This window comes from Rhodococcus jostii RHA1, from assembly GCF_000014565.1.
GTDB lineage: Bacteria > Actinomycetota > Actinomycetes > Mycobacteriales > Mycobacteriaceae > Rhodococcus_F > Rhodococcus_F jostii_A.
Map to the genome: position 1 here is coordinate 45,716 of NC_008269.1, position 20,335 is coordinate 66,050.

At 63.7% G+C, this 20,335-nt stretch carries 16 protein-coding genes; 3 read left to right on the plus strand and 13 right to left on the minus strand.

From position 1 onward, the window contains the following. Positions 1–17: 17 nt before the first annotated feature. From RHA1_RS35845 to RHA1_RS49725, 3 genes are all read right to left on the minus strand, one after another. Positions 18–647 (minus strand): response regulator transcription factor, encoded by a 630-nt coding sequence (locus RHA1_RS35845; RefSeq protein ID WP_011598993.1) that lies wholly within the window; start codon positions 645–647, stop codon positions 18–20. After that, complete coding sequence (locus tag RHA1_RS35850) at positions 644–5,440, minus strand: AAA family ATPase (protein WP_011598994.1); 4,797 nt, start codon at positions 5,438–5,440, stop codon at positions 644–646. Before RHA1_RS35850 ends, RHA1_RS35845 begins: the two co-directional genes overlap by 4 nt. Before the next feature lie 180 nt (positions 5,441–5,620). Beyond that, entirely contained in the window at positions 5,621–5,785 is a 165-nt protein-coding gene (locus tag RHA1_RS49725; RefSeq protein WP_237727039.1) for a hypothetical protein, read from the minus strand. Here RHA1_RS49725 and RHA1_RS52985 point away from each other — a divergent pair. Further along, positions 5,784–5,912 (plus strand): hypothetical protein, encoded by a 129-nt coding sequence (locus RHA1_RS52985; protein ID WP_257233726.1) that lies wholly within the window; start codon positions 5,784–5,786, stop codon positions 5,910–5,912. The genes RHA1_RS49725 and RHA1_RS52985 overlap by 2 nt on opposite strands. A 154-nt stretch (positions 5,913–6,066) precedes the next feature. On the opposite strand, the gene hcaB is transcribed toward RHA1_RS52985, so the two are convergent. The 10 genes from hcaB to RHA1_RS35905 all read right to left on the minus strand — a co-directional run bounded on the left by hcaB (position 6,067) and on the right by RHA1_RS35905 (position 17,478). Next, positions 6,067–6,882, minus strand: a complete 816-nt coding sequence (hcaB, locus tag RHA1_RS35860) for a 3-(cis-5,6-dihydroxycyclohexa-1,3-dien-1-yl)propanoate dehydrogenase (RefSeq protein WP_011598996.1) — start codon at positions 6,880–6,882, stop codon at positions 6,067–6,069. A 37-nt stretch (positions 6,883–6,919) separates the two neighbouring features. Continuing rightward, positions 6,920–7,873 (minus strand): biphenyl-2,3-diol 1,2-dioxygenase, encoded by a 954-nt coding sequence (bphC, locus tag RHA1_RS35865; protein WP_011598997.1) that lies wholly within the window; start codon positions 7,871–7,873, stop codon positions 6,920–6,922. Positions 7,874–8,183: 310 nt separating this feature from the next. After that, entirely contained in the window at positions 8,184–9,425 is a 1,242-nt protein-coding gene (gene bphA4 / locus RHA1_RS35870) for a biphenyl 2,3-dioxygenase ferredoxin reductase component (protein WP_011598999.1), read from the minus strand. Next, positions 9,422–9,745 (minus strand): biphenyl 2,3-dioxygenase ferredoxin component, encoded by a 324-nt coding sequence (bphA3, locus tag RHA1_RS35875; RefSeq protein ID WP_050787550.1) that lies wholly within the window; start codon positions 9,743–9,745, stop codon positions 9,422–9,424. Before bphA3 ends, bphA4 begins: the two co-directional genes overlap by 4 nt. An 8-nt stretch (positions 9,746–9,753) precedes the next feature. Next, positions 9,754–10,317 (minus strand): biphenyl 2,3-dioxygenase subunit beta, encoded by a 564-nt coding sequence (gene bphA2, locus RHA1_RS35880; RefSeq protein ID WP_011599001.1) that lies wholly within the window; start codon positions 10,315–10,317, stop codon positions 9,754–9,756. An 83-nt stretch (positions 10,318–10,400) separates the two neighbouring features. Beyond that, complete coding sequence (gene bphA1, locus RHA1_RS35885; protein ID WP_011599002.1) at positions 10,401–11,783, minus strand: biphenyl 2,3-dioxygenase subunit alpha; 1,383 nt, start codon at positions 11,781–11,783, stop codon at positions 10,401–10,403. Positions 11,784–12,229: 446 nt separating this feature from the next. Further along, entirely contained in the window at positions 12,230–14,299 is a 2,070-nt protein-coding gene (locus tag RHA1_RS35890) for a sensor histidine kinase (RefSeq protein ID WP_011599004.1), read from the minus strand. A gap of 316 nt (positions 14,300–14,615) precedes the next feature. Beyond that, positions 14,616–14,936, minus strand: coding sequence for a hypothetical protein (locus tag RHA1_RS44840; RefSeq protein WP_148228463.1), 321 nt, complete (start codon positions 14,934–14,936; stop codon positions 14,616–14,618). 410 nt (positions 14,937–15,346) lie between these two features. Continuing rightward, on the minus strand, positions 15,347–16,372 hold the full coding sequence (locus RHA1_RS35900; protein WP_011599007.1) for an AraC family transcriptional regulator: 1,026 nt from the start codon (positions 16,370–16,372) through the stop codon (positions 15,347–15,349). A 173-nt stretch (positions 16,373–16,545) separates the two neighbouring features. After that, positions 16,546–17,478 (minus strand): AraC family transcriptional regulator, encoded by a 933-nt coding sequence (locus tag RHA1_RS35905; protein ID WP_011599008.1) that lies wholly within the window; start codon positions 17,476–17,478, stop codon positions 16,546–16,548. Positions 17,479–17,905: 427 nt separating this feature from the next. Between RHA1_RS35905 and RHA1_RS35910 the strand changes: the two genes are divergently transcribed. Together RHA1_RS35910 and RHA1_RS35915 are read left to right on the plus strand one after the other, a co-directional pair. Beyond that, entirely contained in the window at positions 17,906–18,877 is a 972-nt protein-coding gene (locus RHA1_RS35910; RefSeq protein WP_011599009.1) for a PDR/VanB family oxidoreductase, read from the plus strand. Positions 18,878–18,952: 75 nt separating this feature from the next. Then, a complete protein-coding gene (locus RHA1_RS35915; protein ID WP_011599010.1) occupies positions 18,953–20,275 on the plus strand; it encodes a cytochrome P450 in 1,323 nt (440 codons plus the stop codon). The last annotated feature ends 60 nt before the right edge of the window (positions 20,276–20,335 follow it).

A 20,335-nucleotide genomic window follows, 5' to 3' on the forward strand; every position in this document is an offset into this window, starting at 1 on the left:
AGGCAGTCCGGGACGACCTAGTCCAAAAGACCTGCGTCCCTGGCTACTCGGGCCAGTTCGGCGCGGGTGCGGATCAGCAGCTTACGTTGAATGCTGGCTCGGTGGCTCTCGACGGTGCGCGGAGAGACCGTCAGTTCCTCCGCGATCTCGGTGTTGGTGAGGCCGGAGGCGATCAGCTTCATTACCTCGAGCTCCCTTGAAGAAAGAGAGTCGATATTGGCCTCGAGCAGGCTTTCGGAGCCGCCGGGTTCGGTGGTGTCTGCTCGAAACGAGACAAATCCTTCATCCTTCATCACGGTGTAGAGGACAGACACGAGCTCCTCGTCCAGGCATTCCTTCGTGATGTATCCCCGCGCACCCCGCGTCTTCGCTTTGTCGACGTATCCCTTGGCGCCGTACATGCTGAGCATCACGACACGGGTCTCGGGCGAGATGGCTGAAATCTGCTCCAACAGGTCGAGGCCGTTGCAGTCGGACAGTCGGATGTCGAGCACCACCAGTTCCGGCGCGAAGTCTCGCACTGCTTGCAGGAGAAGTTCTCCGGTCGGTGCGGACGCCACCAGGTGAAAGTCCGTCGTGGTCTCGAGGATCCTCCGGATCCCGGACCGGATAATGCCATGGTCGTCACACACCACAACGCTGATCATCGTCTGATCGGCACCTCCACCATTATCGTCGTACCTTGTCCTGGTCGGGACTCGACGGACATCCGTCCGCCTACCAGCCGGGCCCGTTCCCGCATTCCAATCAATCCCAGCGACCTGCGCTGTCCGACCAGGTCGAGGTCGAATCCGGTCCCGTTGTCCTCGACCACGGCCCGCAGGGTGTCTGCCGAGGACACGATCATGACACTCGCCTCCCCGGCGCGACTGTGTCGGCCGATATTGGTCAGTGCTTCCTGCACGATACGAAAGACTGCGGTCGTGACCGCCGGCGGAACGGATATCGGCTGTCCCGTTGCGGTGAGTTCGATGCGGATCGGGTACATCTGCCGGCAATCTTCCACGTACTGCTCGATGCAGCCGGTGAGCCCTAGATCGTCGAGCCCCGAGGGCCGCAATGACCACGCGACAGTCCGGGCCACCTGTATCCCTTGGCGGACGATCGTGCGGACATCGGTCGCAGTCTGGCGTGTGGTGGCGTCTTCGGAGTTCTGTAGAGCACTGAGTCCGTCCATCACGCCCGCGAAGAGGTGGCCGAACTCGTCGTGCAGATCACGTGCGATTCTCCCGCGCTCGGCCTCCTGCACTTCCACTATCCGTTCCATGGACGCTCGCCGAAGGCCTTCCCGCTCGATGACGGCGCCTGCCAGCGCGGCCAGCACCTCCATGGTCGGCCCGTGGTGCTCGCTCTCACCGAGGGGAAAGGCCGCGACGACCGCGGTTTCGGTGACATCGTTCCCGACGACCGGCTTGGTGATGCGCTCCGTCAACTTCATTTCGCGGGCCTCACCGGCCGCCCCCGAATCCCCGAGCATCGACGCTGGAGACGCGTTCGGAACTCTGATCGCATCGACGCTCACCGGTGTATGGCGCGAGATCTCGACTCGGCGCGCGGTGGTCGTCGCGAAAGTTGCGTCTCGGAGCTTGTCGAGAACCTCGTCGATGTCTTCGGAGGCGACGATGCTGCTCACAGCGTCGAGCAGGGCCTGGTGCCGGGCTGAGCCCCTGCCGACGAGGGCGTCTCGCGAGTGCGCCGACTCGACGATCCCGCGATCCACCCGGATACCCAGCGGTCGGCACAGTTCGGTCACCGGCGCCAGCGCGCTGAGCGGCCCTCGTCGGGGTGTGAGCCCCACCAGTGTAGCGACCAGAGCGCATGCGGCGAGTTCGCCTTGCGCCGAGTATCGGAATGCGCTGCGAGATGCTGCGGCCAAGATCATGCGGCCGCGCCACTTGTGTCCCCGCGAAAACGACATCAACGCCCATTCCCGCAGAACCGCGGGCCGCTCGCCCCAGAAGACGATGGCCGACCACCGGGCACGAGTGAGCTGCCGTCGTGCGGCCTTGGCCTGGAGCCGGTGTTCCTCCGTCCACCAGGCAGGTGCGGCGTCGTGCGAGAGGCGAAGGACCTGCAGGTGCGCGGTCAGGATCGGTGCGAGGAAATGATTCCTGATGCCCGAACCGCGGATCAGCTCGTCTGCCTGCCGAAACGCGTCCACAGCCTGCACGTCCTGCTCCGCGTGGAAAAGTCGCCAGGCCCGCGCCGCATGCAACATCGCCATCGTGTGGCGGTCGCCCGAATTCGTCTGCCGCAGTTCACGAGAGAGCGTCTCCATGCTCACGTCACCCGGCAGGCACCAGACCCAGATCGCGAGGGCGGTACCCGCGCCGATCCGATCGCCTCTGCGCTTGCCCTCCCAGTAGGTGTCACGCGCAAGCACTCCCGCATCGTGAAGTTTCCCTTGTCGAGCCAGACACAGCGCCTTTTGCCACATCGCAGCTACCTGTTCCCAACGATCACCGAAAATGTCGAAGGCGGCGATTGCGGTGTCGAACGCCGCGATCGCCTCGTCGTACCGGTTGGCAGCGTAGAGAACGAATCCCCGGAAATGGTGCGACTGGGCGATGCCCCAGCCTTCGCCCGCCGTCTGGCGCAGTCGCAGCGAGCGGTCGGCGAGGCGCAACGCCAGCGGCGCAAGGACGGGTGCTACACCGGAAATCACGGCAGCGGTGGAGTATGCCTGTGCCCGCTCACGCGTGCTTCGTGCGGCATTCGCGAAACGCACGCCACGGAGGATGGCCAATACCAGCCAGATCGGTGACCTGACGAACCACCATTCGTATACCAGCCGGTTGTGGATTCGGGCGGCCAGGCGGTCACGCTCTGTTCCGGCGATTGCTCGGCCCGGCCGGATTCGGCGAGAGAGCCAACCAAGGGTAAGGAGACCCACCTCGCCGACCGCGAATACGGCCGCGAGCATGGAACTCCGGGGCAAGCGAAGCCCGAGGTCGTGCATGCTCTGTCGCATCCACTCCGCGGCATCATCGAATCGTCCTGTCTTGAAGGCGAGTTCGCCGAGCAGAGTGGCAACCCGTGAAGAGTCGAGTCCCGATCGCGCACCGGTCAGCTCGTATGCCCACACCAGTTCCTTCGCGGCCAGATCGTAGTTCCCGAGGAGCATGTGGACTGTGCCGAGTCCTTCGTGAACACGGAATCTCGCGATGTCGTCGGCCGACTCGCACAGGGCCAGCCCGGCTTCAGCGATCTTGAAGTTGCCCTCCGCGACGTCGAGCGCATTGTGCCTCAGCCCCGCCTCGCCCGCACGCAGGGCGTACGGCACCGCAGATGCAGCTCTGCCGGAGCGGTCGAAGTGATACGCGATGTCGTAGTCGGCCCGAACCGCAGGGACGCCTTCGAGTGCCCCTGCGGCCCGGAAATGCAGCTCGCGCCGGGCGTCGTCGGTCAAGGTTCTCAGCACGGCTTCGCGGAGCCGATCGTGCGTGAATTCGAACTCGGCGTGGCCGCCGTCCGCGATGCCGCGCACAATTCCGTGCTGGGTTGCCTCCAGCAGGAGCTGATCGACGTCCTTCGGGCTCGCCTCCAGTGCCTCGCACAGAAGCCTGGACGAGAACCGGCGTCCCAGGACCGCGCCCTGACGTATCGCCTGCTGCGTGTCCGTCGACAATAGGCTCAGCCGCGCCGAGACGAACACATCCATCTGGGCACTGTCCCGACCAGCCGCGGCGTCGGAATCCCGGGATTGCGACGGCAGCGGGAGTGACGCCATCCCATTCTCGTCCACCACCCATCGACCCGACTCGCGCGTCAACGCCGACGAGTCGACGAGTGCCTGGAAAACTAGCATGGTTTCGAGCGGATTGCCTTTGGAGTACTTCGTGACATAGGGAATGACCTCGTCGGGGATACGGTCACCGATCGACCGGATCAATTCCTCCGTATCGGCCGCGGACAACGGCTGAAGATCCAGAAACTCGATATCACTGAGTCCCCAGGCCCTCACTTGCGCAACAGCTTCCGTTCGGCACGAAAATATCAACGAAACGTTCGACTGGGATCGCGTTTCCTCCATCGATATCGTCGAAGCCAGTTTGGCGAGCACCTGCCAGCTGAGATCGTCGGCCCACTGACAGTCGTCGACCACGATCAGCCCAGGCTGTTCCTTGGTGAAGACGGAGCGAAGAAGTCGAGCGACGGCAGTCGGGGCGGCGGCTACCGCGCGATCGCCGAATCCGCCATCGGAGTTCGTCGCCGCGGGCGGATCCCCGAATGCTGCGGTCAGCTCCGGTATCTGTTCGAGTGCTGCCGGGAGCAGCTCACCCATTTCTCCGCGCACCCGCTCGGCCTCGCGCGGGTGCGCGGTCAAGTAGGCGACCACGTCGCGGAAAGGGCCGGCGAACAGGCCGAGGGGACGGGCCGCCGCGTGGTCGAACGCGCCGGCACGCATCACGGTCACCCCGGCCGTCGAGGCGTGCGTGGCGACGGCGTCGAGCAGGCGGCTCTTGCCGACTCCTGACTCACCGCTCAGGCATGTGACCGCGCCGGACGATCGGCTCGCGCCGTCGGCACATGCGGTGAGGGTGGCGAGTTCGTCATGCCTGCCTACCAGCGGCGGCTCCACGTAGGCGAGCGATCCGCACTGCCGGGGCGGCGCGACAGCAGACGCGAGAGCGCTCTCCCCACCGCCGGTCGCGACCACCGCCTCGAGCGCTGCGAGCACCTCGTCGGCGCTTTCGTAGCGGATCGCTGCCCGTGGGCTCAGCAGCTTGAGAAATATCGGGCGCAGCGTAGCCGGGAGGCCGACGATATCGACCAGGTGTGACAGCTCTGCGTGGGTACCGCGGCGAGGGTTCGCCCTACGCAACGCGCTGGCCGTCCGATTTCCCTCCGCGGTCGACTCGAGGAGTACCCACCCCGCTGCGAAGATGTCGGCCGTGAAGCCTGCCGTCGGGTGTGCGAGTCCGGGACTTTCCGGAAGCAGATATCGACCTTCCGGCCCCTCGACGGGATGGGTCACGGCAGCCAATTGAGTCCGCGTCACGCTGGCGTCGAGGAGAACGAGCTGATTGGTGCCCTCCGCGAGCATGATATTCGCTGGCTTCACCCCGCCGTGAGCGATTCCCATTCGGTGCAGACGAGCCAGTGCGTAGAACAGGTTGCACATCAGCTGGAGCTGGACGTCGAGCGATTGGGGTGACTCCTGCGCAGACCATTCTCGAATGTCGAGACCAGCTATGAATGGGCGGACGAGATCGACGTGGTCGGGTCCTTTGTGTGCAATCTGGGTGGGGATGACGTGTGGCAGCCTCGCCCTGCGCATGGCCTCCAGCTCACCTTCGAGCCAGTGCCAACTCCATGGGAACGTCATCGATAGATCCACCCGCCGGACAACCACACGTTCACGGGTCTCGCCCGACAGGGCCAGAGTCGTCGTGATGCCCGGACTCTGCCGCAGCACCCTCACGGTGTCGATTTCCATGTTGTTCCCTAGATCAGCGACTTCGCTGTCACGGTCCAGTCTCCCCAACAAACCAGACTCGCGCCATGAGCGGCTGGGTAACCACAATGTGGGCCCGGAGGGGATCCCGGCACCGTGGTCACCGACTGCTATCCCGGAGGTTCGGGAAGGACCTACCCGAGACTTCGGAAGGTAGCCAGGTCAAGTGGCCTCTTGATCCAATGCGCGGGGCCCGAGCTCGCTCAACTTGACGATGATGTAATTGAACTGCGGGATGTTCTTCAGCAGGGGTCCCATCTTCCCCTTCACCGAGATCTGCTTGGTGACCAGCGCGATGTTGACGGTGAGCTCGCCTGTCACCAGCATGCGCCGCCAGTTCTCGCTGTTCACCGGTGAGCACGAATTCGCTGGGTGGCGCGTCGTCCGCGTTGGCATGTTCGACGACGTCGGACATGACGCCCCTGCCGAAGTCCATGCGGACGACGAGGGTTAGCTTCCCGGTGTACACATGTGTCATCCCGAAGGTCATCTTGTCGGCCTTCTTCAGCCAGACGTGGTCATTGTTGAGTGTTTCGGCGAGGGCGTCGGGTACCGAAAGTGGGCCTGGTGTCGTTCGCTGTTGTTTCTTCCTGTCCGAGGGCAGCGTCTTACAGGTCGTTTCCGCCGGCCGTCTCGGCCAAGCCGCGCACACCCATCCCGCCGTCACAGTTGATGATCGCGCCGGTTGCCGTCCTCGAGTTCGCCTTCGAAGCCAGCAGAACGTAGTGCCCGGTGTAGTCCGCAGCCTCGGGCAGCTCCTGCAGCACTGTGCACTGTTTGACCAGATCACCGAGGGATACCGCTGAGGTGATGGTGGTTTCGCCCATTCCGAGCGAACCAGGTCCCCTCAGATCGGTGGGCATTGCGCCCGGAGCCACCCCGTTGACGCGGATCTTGGGGCCGAGTTCGAAGGCCAGTTCCTTGATCAGCCCGACTACCGCGTGCTTCGACGCGGTGTAGAGCGGGCCGCCGCCGCCGGGGTAGAAGCCGGCGTTCGACACGGTGTAGATGATCGAGCCTCCGGTGGCGGCGAGCTCCTCGACCGCCGCACGTGCACCGTGCAAGTAGCCCTTGACGTTGATGTGGAACATTTCGTCGAAGAGGGCGTCCAGTCGGTCCACCGGGATATCGACCATCTTCGTCGAGAAGTCCCAGATCGCGGCGTTCGCGACGAACGTGTCGAGGCGACCGAACTGGCGAACCGTTTCCTGGACGACGCGCGCATTGTCGTCGTACTTGCGCACGTCGCCTTCGACCACGAGGACATCCTCGCCGAAGTCGTTGGCAAGCTTCTCAGCCTTCTCCGCCGACTTCTCCAGGACACCCACCCGGGCTCCCTCTCCCAGGAATCGCTCGACCAGCGCCCGGCCTAGGCCCGACCCTCCGCCGGTGACGATCATGACGTTGTCTTCCAGCCAACCCATCAGAATCCCTTTCTTCGTCTTGTGAGTTCGGTTCGTCTTACGCTTGCGCCGGGGCGCTCAGCGTGGCATCGATGTCAATCAATTCATCCTCGATTGCGTTGCTGCTCACTTGCCTGTCGCGCTCGGCAACGAATTTGTGACCCCAGATGCTGATCTTGTCGTAGCGCACGACGGACCAGCCTGGTTCGACCTGGCGAGCGCCCCAGCCGTATTCGACGGCAAATCCGGAGGGGGTCGCGCCGTAGAATGAGAGCATGTGGTCATTGGTGTGGCGGCCAAGCGTCATGACCACTGTCCCGTCCGCATCGAACTTGTCGTAGGCAAGGCCCACGTCATCCATATGCTTGGTCTCGAGCATGAAGTGGTGAGTCTTCTTTGCTCCCGGGAGACCGGCGAGCGCCAGGGTGTGGTGTCGACCGTTGCAGTGCAGGAAGTGGAGTTTGACCGTCAGTTCATCGTTGAGCTTCCAGTCGATGATGTCGGAGAGATGGAAGCCCAGGCCCTTGACATAGAAATCCAGGGCAGCATCTATATCCGGCACAGCCAGCACGTAGTGGCCGAACCCCTGGTCGCCGGTTGTGAAGCCCGAGACCCCGGTCGGCGAGATGAACGGCTTCTCGAACAGCTCCGTCGCGCCATAGTAGATCTCGACCCGGGTGTTTGCCGTGTCCGTGCACGAAATCAGTCCGAGGACACCGCGATCGGCCGCCAACTCGCCGCTCTCTGTTGTCACCTCGATGCCATGCGCTTCGAGACGCTTCTTGATCGCGAGTAGCGAGTCCGCGCTATCGACCTCGTAGCCCGAGAGCGAGATGTCATCCGACGGGCCCTTTTCGACCATCAGGCGCCAACTGCGGGAGTCAACCCTGAACCGCGCCGAATTCTCGCTGCTCGAGGCCTCCATGGCCCCCAGTTTTTCCGTCATGAAGGCGCGCCACGCGGGCACATCCGCAACCTCGAAGCCCATGTAACCGAGTCTCTGAACGCTCATTTCTTACCTTTCTTGGAGTGTGATTTGCGCCGTCGGCCGTAGGTTGTGAAATCACCCAGGGACCTCGGGTATGGCTTTCCTGTTGTTGCCGTGCTCGACGGCCCGAAGGAGATTGGCTACCCGGCGACCCGAGCCGACTCGACCGCTGGTTTGGGAGATGCGACTCGATCGCGGTGCCTGCGTTGGCTTCCTACCCCATCTTTCGACCTGCGCTCGGTCCAGCGGAGCCGGCCACCGTGGGGTGCACGTCGTCGCCGGACCGGTGGCCCGGCAGAGCGGATGAGTGATCGTCCCTAGCGGTCCTCGGTGATCACTCCGCGATCAGGGCTCGCTCGCGTGCCGCACGATTCAGTTCGCGCAACTCCATGCTGGTGTCGCCGAGAACCTCCCGGCCCACCTGAGCACCCCTCTCGACAAGGCGCGTCGCCATGGCGAAATCGCGCGGAGCATCCACCGAAACTGCCGCAGTCACTCTGCCGTCGCTGAGCCTGAAGAGCAGGGCCGGGCCGTCGTCGGGATCGCCTCGCATGACGTACTCCCCTGAACCTTCGATGTCGCCGATCATCTGTATGCGATGTCCGGCCATCTCGGTCCACGACAGCGGGAGTTGCGGTCCATGAACGGCTTTCCCTAACATCGCCGACGCAACGGCGGTCGCCTCTCTCTGACTGTTGATGTAGGTCTCGAGCGACCGCCGCCCGCCCGTCAGGAGCGGCCACGATGCCACGTCGCCTGCAGCGAAGACCCCCTCAGCGGCGGTGCCGCCGGAATCGTTCACGAGGATGCCGCGGTTGCACGCAAGCCCGGACTGTTCGGCTATCGCCGTCTCTGGTTCCGCGCCGACGCACACGATTGCACGATCTGCCACGAAAGATCTTCCGTCGGTGCCGATTACAGTGGTGATCCGGTCCACCCCCTTGAACTCGGCGACTCCTGTGTTCAACACGACCGAGATCCCGAGTTCCATGAGGCGCGCCCGGCACCAGCCGCCGATCCGGCGGCCCAGAACGCGCTGCAGCAACTCGTCTGAGGCCTCCAGGATGCTGACCTCGAGACCGAGCTTCCGGGCGGTGGTGGCGACCTCACAGCCGATCAAGCCTCCGCCAACGACGACGAGCCGTTGTCCTGGCTCCCAGTCTCGGCGCATCCGGTGGACGTCGTCAGCCGTTCGTAGGGTAGCGACACCGGGAAGGTCGGAGCCGGAAAAGGAGGGAACGCGCGCACTGGCCCCGGTCGCCAGGAGAACACGATCGACTTTGAGCCAGGGGCCGCCGTCGAGCAGGACTTCTCTGCGGGTGACATCCACCTGCAGGACGGTCCTGTCGAGCACCGTTTCGATCTGCCACTCGTCGTACCAGTCGGCCGGGAACAGCAGCGGGGGATCGGCCAGATCCCCGGCCAGGACCGCTTTGGAGAGCGCGGTGCGGTCATATGGGAGTTCGCGCTCCTTACCGATCAGCACGAGGCGCCCGTCATAGCCTTCCGAACGCAGCGACTGTGCGGCAGTCACGCCAGCGACCCCGCCCCCGATGACCACGATGTCGGAAGTCATGTCGTCACTCCGCCCTCGAGGTCCACGAGAACGTCGTCTCCCTCGAGTTTGACCACAAAGGTCCGCAACGGAACACAGGCGGGGAGAGCCTTCGCCTTGCCGGTGCGCACGCAGAACTTGGCCCAGTGGAGTGTGCACTCCACGACGTCATCCTCGAGATAGCCCTCTGAGAGTGCCCAATCGGCATGGCTGCAGGTGTCCTGAGTCGCGAAGAACTCTCCGCCCACGTTACAGACCAGAATCGGCTCTGGACCTTCCTCGAAGCGAAGCATCTCACCCGGCGCCAAATCGCCGGAGCTGCATATCTTTGTGAGGGCCATCGTCACTCCTAGAAGAAGAAGCTGAGGTTGTTGGAGAGAATTGTGCTCTGGTCGATCAGGATCGTTCGCTTCGCGAGTTCGAAACCCGCTTCGCTACCAGTCCGACGCAGAATGTCCTTCCGCTCCCCAGCGAAAATATCGAGCTGCCGCTCGAGCCGATTTCTGTACACGATGAAGACGCTCGAGACGTGGTATTCACCAGGTTTCTCACCGTCGACGATCATGACGTTGGAAATCACATGCCGCGTGCGCGAGGCAGGGTTCTCCGACCAGCTCACATCTGAAGTGATCTTGCGCAGGCGCCCTCGCATCATCTGCGCATTGTCATCGAAATGTGCGTATTCACGGGCACCGGAATACTCCTGTGCAGTTTCCCGCATGATCCGCGTGGTTCGGATCGGCATGAAGTAATGAATATCTTCTGCCAACAGATCGAACCATTCTTGGAAGCGGCGGTCATTGAGAAGTTTCGCCTCCCAGTAGTAGAACTGCTCGATCTCGTGCTGCAGGCTGGGGTCTACTGGTGCGGGTTTTGTTCGAAATGCCGTGGTTGGCGATTCGGCGTCAATCATAATTCTTCCTAATCAGTCGGGAGTTCTGTTCAGGTGGAGAGCCGGCGATGGCTCCACCGCGGTCCGCTCGCCGCCCGCCGCGGTCACGTGTGGGTCGACTCGGACACTGCGGGTCGGGTGGCGTCCAGTGCAGCCCAGTCCGGCGAAGTCATCATCCGGACCCATTGCGTATACAGCCCACGCGCCGCTTCTTCGCTGTAGACGTAGCTGATCGTGCCGGGGTAATCGGGATTGTCCGAGTCGGTCTGACCGAGTCCCATCTCCGCGTTGAACGGCCGACTGCGGGCCTTGTGTCCGCGCAGCACCTGCTGGATCTCGACCCAGTTCTCGCCGTCGTCCTGCTCGAAGACACCACCTGCCGAGAAGGTTCGCAGTGTCTGCTGGCGGTATTCCTCTTTCATCTCCTCGGGTGCGTCGGCATCGACGACGGTGAAGGCCCAGACCTCGATCTCGTTCGGCCCGCGAGGGTGCCACGCTCGGATGGTGTTGATGCCTGGCAGGAACGAACAGGTTGGGAAGATGGTCATGTGCTGCGCCATCAGTTGCTGGCCACGCTCTGTGCTTCCCAGGCGCTCGGAAGCCTTCTCGGCGGCAGGTCCCTGCGTCCAGTACTCGGTGACCTTCGGCCCCATGATGGCGAGCAACAGGTTGGGATCGCCGATGTAGAAGCCAGAACCATGCCCGCCCCAGGTTGCGCGGTACTGGATGCCTTCTGTGGGGGGAGCGAGCTCCGACAGATCCACGCCATCAGGCAGGCCCGCGAGAATACCGGAAAGATGGGATGTGGTGCCCGCGTGGTACATGTCGCTGCAGAATTGCTCCGCTGCGAACTTCCAGTTGCAGGGAATGACCCACTTCTGAATCCCCGGGATCGCTTCGGTGCCCGCTTCGGTTCGATCCAACATGTGGTCCATGTAGAACTTCGCTTCACCCAGATAGGTGTCCAGGTCCGGGGCGTCAGCGTCCCAGTTTGCGAAAATCAGGCCCTTGTAGGTCTCGACGCGAGCCTGTAGCGGGCCCCAATCTTCTTTCCTCAGCCCGGGGAAGGCCTGCTCCTCGAAAGGCACACTCACCAAGTTGCCGCCCGTATCGTAGGCCCAGCCGTGATAGCTGCAGGTGAATGACTTGGCATTGCCCCCGTCCGCGCGGCAGATCCGCATTCCGCGGTGGCGACACTGGTTGAGGAAGACGCGGATCTCCCCGTTCTTCTGACGAACGACCATCACGGGATCCTCGCCCATGTAGTTCGTCATGAAGTCGCCGGCCTTCGGAATCTGCGTCTCGTGGCCCATCAGCAACCACGAGCGACCGAAGATCCGCTCCAGTTCCTGTTCGTACAGCGCCTCGTCGGTGTAGATCCGCGGGTCTAGCCGGCCGGTCCTTTCGTCTACGAGTTCAGCGATGTCCGCGTCGGCCCACTTGGGCTTTCTCCCCGCAAGCGCGGGTTCACATTGCACGTCAGTCATGCGGCTTTCCTTTCTCGTCGGCAAATCACACTTGTACGGTCGTTAGTGCGTTCAATGGAACTCAGGTCTGCTTCGTAAATGCCTTCGGCTACGTCGCCGACGGTGAACCACGGCCCTACGGAAAAACTTCCGATCCATTCGCCGTGCTCACTCGCTGGCATCCATAGTGATCCAGATCTCATCGGCGAACATCCGGGAAAACTACGGAACCCGCCGGTCCGATGGATCGACGGACCTGCTCCATGTTTCCGCTGCGAGGACACTGCCGCGGCGGGGGTGTCGAGACCGTACGGTAGGAGTTGTCAGCGGACCGCATGACCGCCTCGGAATGCTTGTGGGACTGGGAAGCTCGACCATGTAGGGCAGAAACCGCGCCGCACGGTCGATGGAGGAAGAGCGCTTGGCAACGGAACTGGAGGATGCCCGGCGCCGAATCATCGAACTCATTAGCCCGAAGTTGCGCCTCCGTTGACGAGCAAACCCCTGTTGACCAGGGACCAGGGGAGGATGGTTGGAATTGGCGCGATGGAACCCGGTGTGGTGAGAGCGGCATAGTGCCCAGCAGTCTGGGGTCGGCCGCCGGAGCTGGACCGGACACCCTCGTGTTCAGAGGTAAGCACATCACCGGAGATGTGGACCGACACGGTAACTCCCGCGTTGCGCGGCAGGTCGAGCGTCGGACGGAGGGTGATGGTGATGTTGTGCCGTTTGCTGAGTTCGCTGACGACGAACAGACCCATGTGGCGCGCGGTGTCTGGGGTGACCTCGGGTGTCGAGGCGACTCGGTCGTTGAGTTCGTGGAGGTCGGACGGCGCCATTCCGATTCCTCGGTCTGCGATCTCGATGACGACACCGCCGTCGATGGTGCGCGCGCAGGTGGTCGTCACAGCACTGTCGGGCGGGGAGAAGTGCAGGGAGTTGTCGAGAAGTTCGGCCAGAACATGCACGAGATCCCTTCCCGCGGCGCCGGTCAATGTCACCGGCGGCATCGCGCAGACCCGAACACGCTGATAGTCCTCGACCTCGGAAATGGCCGCGCGCATGGCGTCACCGAGCAGGATGGGCGCCGGACGGCCGCGGCGATTGTCATTGCCCGCCAGGATCAGCAGGTTGTCGCCGTTTCGGCGCATCCGGGTGGCGAGGTGGTCGAGGCGGAAGAGGTTGTCGAGGCGCTTGGGGTCGCGTTCTTCGAACTCGAGTTGTTCGATCATCTCCAGTTGCAGATCGATCAGCGATCTGCTGCGCCGGGCGAGGGTTTCGAAGACGTTGTTCATCTGCAGCCTCAGCTGTGCCTGCTCGCTGGCGAGCAGCAGTGCCTGGCTGTGAATGTCATCGATGGCACGGGCAAGTTGGCCGATCTCTTCGTGGGTGTGCACGTCGATGGGATCGAATTCGAGGGTGGAGGCGTCCGCACCGGACTTGAGTCGTCCGACCGCGTCCGGCAGGTCTGCGTGAGCCACTCGGAGAGCGCCACGCCGCAGTCTCCGCAGGGGCTGCAGCAGGGATCGTGCCACCACCACGGCGAGCAGAATCGCCGCGAGCAGCAACGCAGTGACAACCCCCGTATCCCGCCAAGCCTGGGTCCGCAACGCCGCCGACTTCGCTACCACTGCATCCTTCAGATCGGCGGACGCCGTGGCGATTGCGTTGGAATAGTCGTCGACGCTCGCGATCAGCGAGTTCTTCAGATCGGTCAGTGCCCGGTCGGCACTCTCGCGGTGAGCGACCTCCGGCAGCAATGCGGTGCGGTCATTCACACCGTTTCGGAGCGTCGTCATGGTTGGGTCACCGGGCGGGTACCGTTGTTCGACCTGGTCGAGCAGCGCGGACTCGGTTCGGAGGTTGGCCAGAAGGTTGACGGACTCGGCTTCGAGATTCGCACCCGATTCGCCGGTGAGAATTGCCGTCGAGGCGACAACTGACAGGCCCTGGGCCGAAACCAACTTCTGGGCCGCCCACAAACCCTCGAGGCGCACGGTCTCGACGACCACCTCGGGGTCGGCGATCGGCGCGGTGATCGCGCCCACCGCGCTCGACAGGGCAGATCTGATGGACGCGAGTTGCGCGGTGAGTGCCTCTGTTGATGTCGGTCCCCGCTTGGCCTGTGCGCTCAAGGCACGCGCACCGGAGAGGGCGGTCGCAACGTCGGATGCTGCGCCCTCGTCGAGTGTATTTGCGGTATTCGCGTTCTCCACGTCCACAATTGAGGCGTCGAGGTTGTCGCTCATCGATGTCGAAATGGTGCGTAGCGCCAACGTTCCCATCACAACGGCCGCGTGCCCGTCCAGCTCGACGAGAAGCGGGAGGATCTGCGCCCTTTCGGAGACCGTGGTGAAGTCCGCTGCCGCCGTGAGGCTTTGTTGTACGCGAAGAAACCCGAGTCCTGCCGCGACCGTGAGGGGAACGGTCAGTACGACCGCCATCTTCCAGCGCAGCGGCCAGCCTGCAACACCCCGCGCCGACCATATCCCGCGGGGTCGCCGGAAACCGCCGACAGCGGCGGGTGTGCGACTCATCGGGCGCCTCTCGGATCGGGTGGGCTCGGACAGCGAAAGAACGCCGATGAGCGCCGAGGTGCGAACCAACTGCGTCCGAACTGGCCTCGCCGCCACGACCGGGCGCATGGTGGTGGGCAGCCGAGACGCCGACCGCGGATCGGCCTCCTGAGCGGGTCGCTACATCGCTGTTCGAGAAGATTCGTGGCCACGAGCACAGGCGGTGGAGCGCAGATGGCTGCTCGTGGGTTCGCGGCGCCATTCGCCACCCGCGCCCAGGGCACCGAGGTAGTCATCATCTGTTACCTGCACCATTCAGGTGTCGGTCATCCCACATCTACCGGGCGGAGGGCATCCGGCGTCCGGCGTGCTGACGGCCTAGCGGCCGGTACCCACCCTCGCGCCGCTCCGGTCGCCACGCTTCGACGAGTACAGCGCTCAGCCTGCGCTTGTGCGCCCTGATCATGGCCAGGTCCTGCGGCTTCGATGCCAGCGCTGCCTGCAATAAGACGATGAATCGATCCCGGGTGACGCCGTGGTTGACCATCAATTCACCCGGACCGGATCCGCCGAAGGGCGCCCACCGTATCGCGAAGTCGACTATCCAGCACTCATCCGAGGTCAGGACTTGCAGCCGATTGAGGTGCTCACTGTCCATGCGGCACTGTTGCACCCAGTTCGGTTGCTGGACTTGCTCTATCGGCTCTGACGACGACGCGCTGTGCGCCACGGGTAGATTCATCAGCTGACCTGCTTGCTACTCGGTCGAATAATGTGTGCGTCGCACGTAGTGGCCGAATCGCCTGACTCGGCAGAAAGATCACACCTCGCACCGCGGGTGGGCTCACGGCCGGGGCGAGATCCTGCGAGGTATCTGCAAATTTACGCGCATATGATCTGCGCCACTATCCAGTGTGCGTCACACGCTGTACGTATTGCGACAGCGCCGGTTTCGGAGCGAGGTGCATCGCGGACTGTCATGTGCGATGAGTTCGGTTCCGAATACGTGCGAGCGAATGCCTCGCCGATGTTCGGCGGCTTCCCGACGGAACACTCCGCTGACAGATGTCAGGCTGAGCGCAGGGTGTGGGACGGGCTGACACCATAGATTCGTCGATACTCCTGGGAGAATCGGCCGTAGTGGTAGAAGCCCCAGCGACTGGCAATGCCGGACACGGTGTCGGTTTCCGCGTCGGCCGCCATGAGGTCCTCGTGGGCTCGCTTCATCCGGGCGTTCCGGATGAACTCGATCGGGGTGGTGTCCAGGTACTCGCGAAAACCGCGCTGCAGTGCGCGGACGCCCACACCTACTTCTCGGGCAATCAGTTCAGGAGACAACGGCGTCGCCGCGTGTGCGGTGATGTACTCGACGGCTTCGTTGATCGGAGCCGGGGCGGTACGCATCGCCGGCCTGGTGAGCTCCTCGGCGTACTGGTGTTCGGTGAGATTGAGCAATCCCACCGCGATCGAATAGGTCAAAGGCGCCGCGAGAAGGGGATTCGCCATGAACGTCCCTTCGATTTGGCTGCGGTAGGTATCGAGCACGAGGCGGCGCCAGGCACGCCCGTTGACGGTGGTGAGATCCAGCCCGCCGTGCAGTTGAACCGGTCGCGAGACGGGCCGATCGAGCAGATCCTGGATCGCGGTCTGCATGGTGGAGCGATCGAGTTTCATCGCGAAGACGTGCAATTGGCTGGTGCGCGGGGTGAGGACGCGAGCGTCGGAGCCCGTGGAGTAAACGACCGCGTTGCCCTGCTCGACTGCGGTCTCCTCGCCCCCCGATTCCGAGAGCAGCCGACCCGACATCGGGATGTTCACGTGATAGCCGTCGATGGCCGGGCAGTAGAGGTCCGTGTTGTTGTTGTAGCGCAGCTGCCCGGAGACCATGGATCCCGCAACCACCGCCTTCAGGTCGGCGTGAAATCCGGAGCCGGCACCGACCCGCGTGAGTTCGTGGGGATGAAAGACCTCGCCGACACCGGCGACGGCTTCTTCGACGTCTTCGCTGTGCAGATTGATCGAGGTACACGGAGGGGCGCCGCGTCCCGCCGCGGACGACGCGGTCTTCTCCGGCCCCATCCAGTGGTCAGCCACGTAAGTCTGTTCACCTTTCCGGCACTGCGACGCGCACTCGCCGAGTGCGCAGAGTATGACTCACATCACATTTTATGCCAAATGGGCATCGCGCTAGAAAAGTGGGCCACTCGACCGTGCCCCTAGGGCGCTCGCACGCGGACGCGCCCGAGGCCGTCGCACCGGGGCCGATCTCAGCGCTTCAACGTCTCCGACGGGGTGCTGCCGTACCGGTCGCGGTACGCCGCGGCGAACCGTCCGGTGTGGGTGATCCCGCACCGAAAGGCGATGTCTGCGACGGTGGCCGGCGGACCGGCCGATACAAGTTCGGCGTGCGCGCGCTCCAGACGGACTTCGAACAAGTATTCGAATGGTGTCTGATTCATGCACTCCCGGAAGCCTTGCTGCAGTCGGCGCACACTGACTCCCGCCAGTTCGGCCATCTCCCCGGGTGTCCAGGCGCGGGCCGGATCGGCATGTATCGCGTCGATGACCCTTTTGACGATGCGGGGGCGCGCGCCGCGATGACTGTCCTCTTCGTCCGGCGTGGCCGCGAGGACAAATGCCGTGGTGAGGGTGCCCGCGAGCTGGGTCAGCACGAGGCTGTCACGCCAGAGGCCGGCATCGTCAGCGACCTGATGGAAGACGGTGTGGACGAACTTGAGCCAGCTCGCCCCCCGGCCGCTGCGGAGATCGATCTGCATCGGCAGTTTTCCCGGGCGACCCAGCACGCGGTCCATTTCATGTTGCAGATAGCTCTTCTCAACCTTGAACCCGATGAGGCGGCATGAGGGACTCCAGTGCGGGATGACGGTTCGGGTGTCCGGCGGACAGATGGTCGCCTGGCCGGGCAGCGACAGGACCGCGGTCTTCCCGACTACCGACTCGAACCGTCCCGAGACCGGAATGTTGACGCCGTAGGCTCCGGGGTGGTCGGTCGCGACGGACACCTCGGCGCCGAGTCGCATGCTGGTGATCCGGCACGATCCGATCGTCGCCGTCTTCAGGGCCGATCGAGACGCAGCTCCGGTCGTCAGCGGCCTCATCTCGTGCGGAAAATACGCTGCGGCGACAGCCTCGTGCACTTCGTGCCAGTCGGTGAATCGGGTAGTGCTGTATGTGCCCATCAGGGTGTACAAACCTCCCACTGTCTTGCGCCTGTCGCCCGAAGAACCTCCCGGACGGGCCCAGATCGTAAACGCCATTGTGAGCCCCATCACTAGATATTTGTCAAGGAAGAACGGCGCATCGGGGACCCTGAAAATGGATCCCAGGGTCTTCGAGCCGCGTGCGGCAGACGCAGGCGACCCGAACACCACTGCACTGCTGAATCTTTCGCGACCTGACGCCCGTGCAATCCGGCACAGAAGCAGTGTGTCGAAAAGCGGATAGGACGCGACGCGTCCTGGATAGCTATGAGCTCGGCCACACCATAGCTTTGTTTGTGAGATCGCACTCCGCCCGCATGTTCGCGACCGGCGGTTGCGATCCGACAGACCAACCGTGTCTTCATCGACCGATGATCGCCCGCTTCCCCGCCCCATGGAGGCTGTTATGTCCCCCGAGAACCCTGATCCGAACACCACCCTCACACTGGTGGTGGACGAAGTCCGCAAGGAATGCGACGACGTGCTCACGCTGAGCTTGATCGACGGCACCGGAAGTACCCTCCCGACCTGGGAGGCCGGCGCACACATCGATCTGCACCTGGCGAACGGCTTGGTGCGGCAGTACTCGCTGCACAACACGCCCGGCGACAGTTCCCGCTACGAGGTCGCCGTCCTTCGAGATCCCAACAGCCGCGGAGGGTCACAGCACATCCACGACGAGGTGAAGAAGGGCGGCACACTCACAGCGTCATTGCCGCGCAACAACTTCCCACTCGAGCCGGCAGAAGAGTATCTCTTCGTCGCCGGAGGGATCGGCATCACGCCGCTGTTGCCGATGATGCAGGCCGCCGCGGACAACGACATCGCCTACCGCATGGTGTACGCCGGACGCTCACGCCCGAAGATGGCGTTCTTCGAACAGCTTTCCGACGACAGCCGCGTGCAGATGTGCGTCTCGGACGAGGGAACACGCCTGGATCTGGACGCCCTGATCGGCGACGATCTCGGCCCGAACGTGCACATCTACAGCTGCGGCCCCGAACGGCTCCTCGACGCACTTGCCGCGCGGTGTGCCGACGTCGGGGTGTCCGCGCGGCTGCACGTAGAGCACTTCTCCGGCACCGTCGTCGAGCTCGATCCGAACGTGGAGACCGCGTTCGAAGTGGAGCTGTCCCGCTCCGGGAAGACCCTCACCGTCGGTCCGGACCAGACAATTCTGGATGCCCTGCTCGAGTGCGGGATCAAGGCCGCGAACAGTTGCGGCGAGGGAGTGTGCGGCTCCTGCGAGACAACCGTACTCGAGGGCGAGGTCGACCACCGCGACGCGGTGCTCGACGACGACGAGAAGGCGGAGAACGAGGTGATGATGATCTGCTGCTCGCGGGCACGCTCACCGCGGATCGTCCTCGACATGTAGCCATCCGACCCATTGCTCGACATCGTGCGGCGTTCAGCCCGATCTGCCGCTACCCAACGTCCAGGAGGATCCACGATGACCGAAACCACTCCGGCACCGAATGCCGAAGATATCGTCGCGGGCAAGTGCCCGGTCAGCCACTTCGCGGCCGAGTTCAACCCGTTCGACGAGGAGTACCAGCAGGATCCGTACCCCGTCTTCAAGTCCGTCCGCGAACAGGAACCGGTCTTCTACAGTCCCGAGATCGACTACTGGATCGTCAGTCGCTATGAGGACATCATCGAGATCTTCAAGGACACCGAGTCCTACAGTGCGAGCGAGGCCGGCGTGATGATCACTCCGCCGTGCCCGGCGGCGATGGATGTGCTGGCCGAGGCCAACTTCGTGCCCTCGACCATGCTCGTCGACGAGGATGCTCCCCTGCATCCCAAGCGGCGCAGGGTCTTCCGCAAAGGTCTCAACGACAACAAGGTCGCCGAACTCGAGCCCTACACCCGCCGGTTCGTCTCCGAGTGCCTGGACACGATCGTCAAGAACGGCCGGGCCGACATGGTCGGCGACATGACCTTCTCGGTACCGGCGCTGACGGCGTTCATCCTGATGGGTGTGCCGGAGGCCGAGGTCGAGCGTGTCCGAGGGTATGCGGCCCGGTTCGCGCTGTGGCTGTGGGGGCGACCCACCGACGAACAGCAGGTTGCCCTCGCCGGCGACTACGCCGCGTACCTTCAGTACGCGCGTGAACACGTCGACAAGCTGGCCGAGAATCCGGGCGAGGACTACATGTCCAATGTCATCAAGGCCTGGCAGAAGGACGGCAACGACGAGGTGTGGGACAAGACCTATCTCGCGTCGATCATGCAGAGCCACCTCTATGCCTCGCACGAGACGACCACCAATGCGGCGGCGAGCGGAATCAAGTCACTGCTCGAGAACCGTGATCAGTGGGACGCGATTTGCGCGGACCCGTCGCTGATCCCCGGCGCGGTGCACGAGATCCTGCGCTACCAGTCGTCCGTGCCGACCTGGCGGCGGATCACGACGAGGCCGGTCCGGCTCGGCGGTTATGACCTGCCGGCCGGTTCACGGGTGATGATGCTGACCGGATCGGCCAACCACGACGACGCGAAGTTCGAGGACGGGGAGTCCTTCGACATCACCCGTGAGAACGCCGATGAGCACCTGGCTTTCGGCTGGGGTGTGCACCTGTGCCTCGGCCAGGGTCTGGCCCGCATGGAGATGCGGGTGATGCTGGAGGAGACCACCAAGCGTCTCCCGCACCTGCGTCTGGTGGAGGATCAGGAATGGACGTACTCACCGAACACCTCCTTCCGCGGTCCCGACCATGTCCGCGTCGAGTGGGACGCGAGTCAGAACCCGCTCCCCGAGGACCGACCGTAGTTTCCCACTACGCCCACCCCGGTACCAGTCCCGATATCCGAACCAGAGAGTGACACGACG

What these genes read in the sequence shown, in the direction of transcription:
- RHA1_RS35845 (WP_011598993.1), bottom strand. Translation starts at nt 647, where the DNA reads ATGATCAGCGTTGTGGTGTGTGACGACCATGGCATTATCCGGTCCGGG.
- RHA1_RS35850 (WP_011598994.1), bottom strand. Translation starts at nt 5,440, where the DNA reads ATGGAAATCGACACCGTGAGGGTGCTGCGGCAGAGTCCGGGCATCACG.
- RHA1_RS52985 (WP_257233726.1), top strand. Translation starts at nt 5,784, where the DNA reads ATGCGCCGCCAGTTCTCGCTGTTCACCGGTGAGCACGAATTCGCTGGG.
- RHA1_RS49725 (WP_237727039.1), bottom strand. Translation starts at nt 5,785, where the DNA reads ATGCTGGTGACAGGCGAGCTCACCGTCAACATCGCGCTGGTCACCAAG.
- hcaB (WP_011598996.1), bottom strand. Translation starts at nt 6,882, where the DNA reads ATGGGTTGGCTGGAAGACAACGTCATGATCGTCACCGGCGGAGGGTCG.
- bphC (WP_011598997.1), bottom strand. Translation starts at nt 7,873, where the DNA reads ATGAGCGTTCAGAGACTCGGTTACATGGGCTTCGAGGTTGCGGATGTG.
- bphA4 (WP_011598999.1), bottom strand. Translation starts at nt 9,425, where the DNA reads ATGACTTCCGACATCGTGGTCATCGGGGGCGGGGTCGCTGGCGTGACT.
- bphA3 (WP_050787550.1), bottom strand. Translation starts at nt 9,745, where the DNA reads ATGGCCCTCACAAAGATATGCAGCTCCGGCGATTTGGCGCCGGGTGAG.
- bphA2 (WP_011599001.1), bottom strand. Translation starts at nt 10,317, where the DNA reads ATGATTGACGCCGAATCGCCAACCACGGCATTTCGAACAAAACCCGCA.
- bphA1 (WP_011599002.1), bottom strand. Translation starts at nt 11,783, where the DNA reads ATGACTGACGTGCAATGTGAACCCGCGCTTGCGGGGAGAAAGCCCAAG.
- RHA1_RS35890 (WP_011599004.1), bottom strand. Translation starts at nt 14,299, where the DNA reads ATGAGTCGCACACCCGCCGCTGTCGGCGGTTTCCGGCGACCCCGCGGG.
- RHA1_RS44840 (WP_148228463.1), bottom strand. Translation starts at nt 14,936, where the DNA reads ATGGACAGTGAGCACCTCAATCGGCTGCAAGTCCTGACCTCGGATGAG.
- RHA1_RS35905 (WP_011599008.1), bottom strand. Translation starts at nt 17,478, where the DNA reads ATGGGCACATACAGCACTACCCGATTCACCGACTGGCACGAAGTGCAC.
- RHA1_RS35910 (WP_011599009.1), top strand. Translation starts at nt 17,906, where the DNA reads ATGTCCCCCGAGAACCCTGATCCGAACACCACCCTCACACTGGTGGTG.
- RHA1_RS35915 (WP_011599010.1), top strand. Translation starts at nt 18,953, where the DNA reads ATGACCGAAACCACTCCGGCACCGAATGCCGAAGATATCGTCGCGGGC.